Annotated in this window: 4 protein-coding genes; all 4 read left to right on the top strand. The window is 45.3% G+C overall.

Annotated features, from left to right (window positions below; genetic code table 11):
- The first annotated feature begins 68 nt into the window (after window positions 1–68).
- The gene (gene hemH / locus QVA83_RS09570; protein WP_287498400.1) at window positions 69–1,148 is read left to right on the top strand and encodes a ferrochelatase; all 1,080 of its coding nucleotides are present in this window, start codon (window positions 69–71) and stop codon (window positions 1,146–1,148) included.
- 92 nt (window positions 1,149–1,240) lie between these two features.
- Window positions 1,241–1,642, top strand: a complete 402-nt coding sequence (locus tag QVA83_RS09565; protein WP_039221816.1) for a DUF4112 domain-containing protein — start codon at window positions 1,241–1,243, stop codon at window positions 1,640–1,642.
- Between the two features lie 143 nt (window positions 1,643–1,785).
- Window positions 1,786–2,670, top strand: coding sequence for a dioxygenase family protein (locus tag QVA83_RS09560; protein ID WP_287498399.1), 885 nt, complete (start codon window positions 1,786–1,788; stop codon window positions 2,668–2,670).
- Window positions 2,671–2,821: 151 nt separating this feature from the next.
- Window positions 2,822–3,631: thiamine pyrophosphate-binding protein (locus tag QVA83_RS09555; protein WP_287498398.1), on the top strand; the 810-nt coding region annotated here is incomplete at its 3' end.

Genomic DNA, 3,631 nt, shown 5'->3' with positions numbered 1-3,631 from the left:
GCAGATCATAATCTAAGGTAATTCAGTATAATACGGATATAGCGCAGTACTTCTCGGACTATGAATACATGAAATACAAATCGAACAAAGGTTTTACTCACGGGCAACCAGATAAAATAGGCGTATTAGTAACAAATTTGGGTACGCCAGAAGCGCCAACAAAGCAGGCGCTACGCCCTTATTTAAAAGAGTTTCTTTCAGACCCTCGCGTGGTCGAAGTGCCAAAAGCAATTTGGTGGTTTGTATTAAATGGCATTATTCTAAACTTTCGCCCCAAGCGTTCGGCAGAGGCGTATTCCACAGTGTGGACGGAAGAAGGCTCTCCGCTTATGGCAATCACAAAAGCGCAAGCATCAGCTATTGCTGAGCGCTGTAAAGCTCAATATGGCGATGACGTAATTGTTGATTTTGCCATGCGCTACGGAAAGCCCGCCATTGGCGACACCATTGAGTCCATGTTGGCAAAAGGTGTACGTAAACTCGTCGTTTTACCGCTTTACCCTCAATACAGCGCGTCGACAACTGGTTCTACATTTGATGCTATCGCTAAGGATTTCACTTCTCGCCGTTGGCTACCAGAACTTCGCTTCGTGAATCACTACCACGACCGCGATAATTTCATCACCGCGCTGGCTAACAAAGTAAAAGCGCATTGGGAAACCCATGGAAGAGCGGATAAGTTAATCTTGTCTTACCACGGTATTCCCAAGCGCTATTTAATGAATGGTGATCCCTATCACTGCGAGTGCCACAAAACGTCGCGCTTGCTTGCCGAGAAACTTGGCCTTTCACACGACGAATATATGACAACTTTCCAGTCTCGTTTTGGTCGAGAAGAGTGGTTGAAACCGTATACAGATGAAACATTAAAGTCTTTACCTGAAAAAGGGGTGAAATCCATTCAGGTTATGTGTCCTGGCTTCTCAGCCGATTGCTTGGAAACTATTGAAGAAATTGGTGAAGAGAATCGTGAATACTTTATGGAAGCGGGTGGTGAACGCTATGAATACATAGCGGCATTAAACAGTGATGAAGAACACATTGATGTGCTCTTTGACATAGTGCGAGAAAATTTACATGGTTGGACGGTAGAATCGGACAATGGTTTGCGTGCAGGCTTAGCAAGAGCGCTAGGCGCTGAAAAGTAGCGTTTGAAAAGCTGACAGTAAACGTTTCGAGAGAAACCAATAGGGAAGTCACCCTTGGTGGGACATTGATTATATAAAAGGGAGAAAAGGTCGTGGAAGGCAAAGCACCAAAGGCACTACTTAAAGCGCAAAAACTGGCGAACTTGCTGGATACTGCTGTAAAGCTCCCTTTTATCCCAATAAGAATAGGCTTGGATTCAATCGTGGGCCTTATTCCTGGAGCCGGTGACGCGCTGATGCTCTTCGTTTCACTTCGAATAGTTTGGCTGGGAAAATCATTGGGTATGCCCAAAGCGTTAATAGCTCAAATGGTAAAAAACTCAGCCATCGATTTTGGCTTGGGTTTTATCCCATTTGTTGGCGACATCGCGGACATATTTTATAAAGCCAATCAGAAAAATGTCCGTATCATGGAACGCTGGTGGATAAGCGAAAACAAACATGAAGTAGATAAAGTCACACAGAGGGTGCTATCCGAATGGAGTGCTGAATAACCTAGGTTTAGTGACCCAAATGCCTGCGTTTTTTCCACTTTTGCTTATTTACTGTGTAAAGCTACGTAAATCTTGAGTAAATAAGAGAACCTTGTCCTTTAGCTAAATGTCTTTTTTGCAAAGACAACCAAGGGCAATATACGATGACATCAAACAAACTAACGGAAAAGCCGCTCAAGCGACGCCGCTTTATGAAAACTGCGGTAGGACTTACATTGGCTCCTATTGCTATCGGATTGTGGGGGTGTGGAGGTTCCAATTCCACCTCTGACAGTTCCACAGCATCTAACTCCTCATCTTCCAATAACGACACCGACTCAAATGCAGGATCAGACGAAGATTTTGACGGTTGGGCAAGCGGTGGCACGTCAGCTATGACATCAGATTTTCCAGACGATAGTTTATTTGACACTGCTTCTGTATGCAGTGTGGCTCTCACAGGTTCTCAAACGGAAGGCCCGTGCTATTTTCAAAGTGACTATATTGACGACATATCATATGAGCAAACAGGTTTGCCGATGATGTTGTGTCTGCAGTTAATTGATGAAGCCTGCAATCCCCTATCGGGTTATGAAATTGAAGTATGGCATTGCGATGTAGATGGCGTTTATTCAGGAGATACCAGTGATAGTGCCGATGCCAGAGGATTTAATTCGGCATTTTGCACGGGAAATGAGGCGGATGCATTACGTGCGAAGTGGTTCAGAGGTATTGCGGTGACAGATGCTAGCGGAAGAATAAACCTAAAAAGCTGTTTTCCCGGCTGGTACAGCAGCCGAGCTATCCACATCCATTTTCGTATACGTCGCAACAATACTGATCAATTGGTTTCTCAATTTGGCTTTTCCGATAGCTTTTGCCAAGACATTTGTACCAATCATCCCGACTACAGTCACCGGGGTGAGCCAGACACGTTGCTGGGGCAAGATACAGTGTTTGGCAGTGACTACAATGAATATACATTCAGTGTGTCTCAAAACGAAGATGGTTCTTTGCTCGCATACAAGCGCATAATAATCAGTGATTAGACTTCCTTTTTCTCTCCTATACACTATTTTTTAACATGCCCGTTAGCTACGGGCATTTTATTACGCACAGTAAACCCATTCGCAGCATTGTTTCGTAGCACAACTAAGAATAACTTTATTTCCTGCTCAAATTACAAGGAGCGTGCAGCACATGAAAGCGTCCGACTTATTTGTGAAAGCGTTAGAAGCAGAAGGCGTGGAGTACGTCTTTGGTATCCCAGGCGAAGAAAACCTAGACTTACTTGAGTCGTTGCGCGAGTCCTCCATTAAGCTGGTGCTGACGCGTCACGAGCAAGGTGCTGGTTTTATGGCTGCTACTTACGGCAGGCTTACCGGAAAAGTGGGAGTGTGCCTTTCGACCTTAGGGCCTGGTGCCACTAATTTAGTTACGCCCGCAGCCTATGCTCAGTTAGGCGCGATGCCAATGTTGATGATAACGGGGCAAAAGCCAATCAAAACCAGCAAGCAAGGTCGCTTTCAAGTTATCGATATCGTGGACATGATGCGGCCCATTACCAAATTCACCAATCAAATAGTAAGTGGAGACCGAATACCTTCTACCGTTCGAGAGGCTTTCCGACTGGCGTCAGAAGAGCGCCCTGGCGCAGTGCACTTAGAATTGCCTGAAGATATTGCAGCGGAGCAAACGAATGCGCAGCTTTTAACACCCAGTAGAACGCGTAGACCCATCGCCGAATATAAAGCAATCGCTTCTGCCATTACAATGATAGAAGAGGCTCAATCTCCTTTGTTATTGATTGGCGCCGGAGCAAACAGAAAGCTAACAGCGAAAATGCTCAGGGAGTTTGTTGATAAAACCTGCATTCCATTTGTTACCACCCATATGGGGATAGGGGTACTATACGAAAGCGACCCGCGCTTTGCAGGGAATACTGCTCTGTCTGACGGTGACTTTGTACACAGGGCAATAGAGCGTGCCGATCTTATTATCAACGTAGGC

The sequence above is a fragment of the Alteromonas sp. AO-Serp genome (assembly GCF_017849675.1).
GTDB lineage: Bacteria > Pseudomonadota > Gammaproteobacteria > Enterobacterales > Alteromonadaceae > Alteromonas > Alteromonas macleodii.
The sequence above is the reverse complement of the archived record's forward strand: the minus strand, read 5'-3'. Positions and strand labels throughout refer to the sequence as shown.

What these genes read in the sequence shown, in the direction of transcription:
- hemH (WP_287498400.1), top strand. Translation starts at nt 69, where the DNA reads ATGAAATACAAATCGAACAAAGGTTTTACTCACGGGCAACCAGATAAA.
- QVA83_RS09560 (WP_287498399.1), top strand. Translation starts at nt 1,786, where the DNA reads ATGACATCAAACAAACTAACGGAAAAGCCGCTCAAGCGACGCCGCTTT.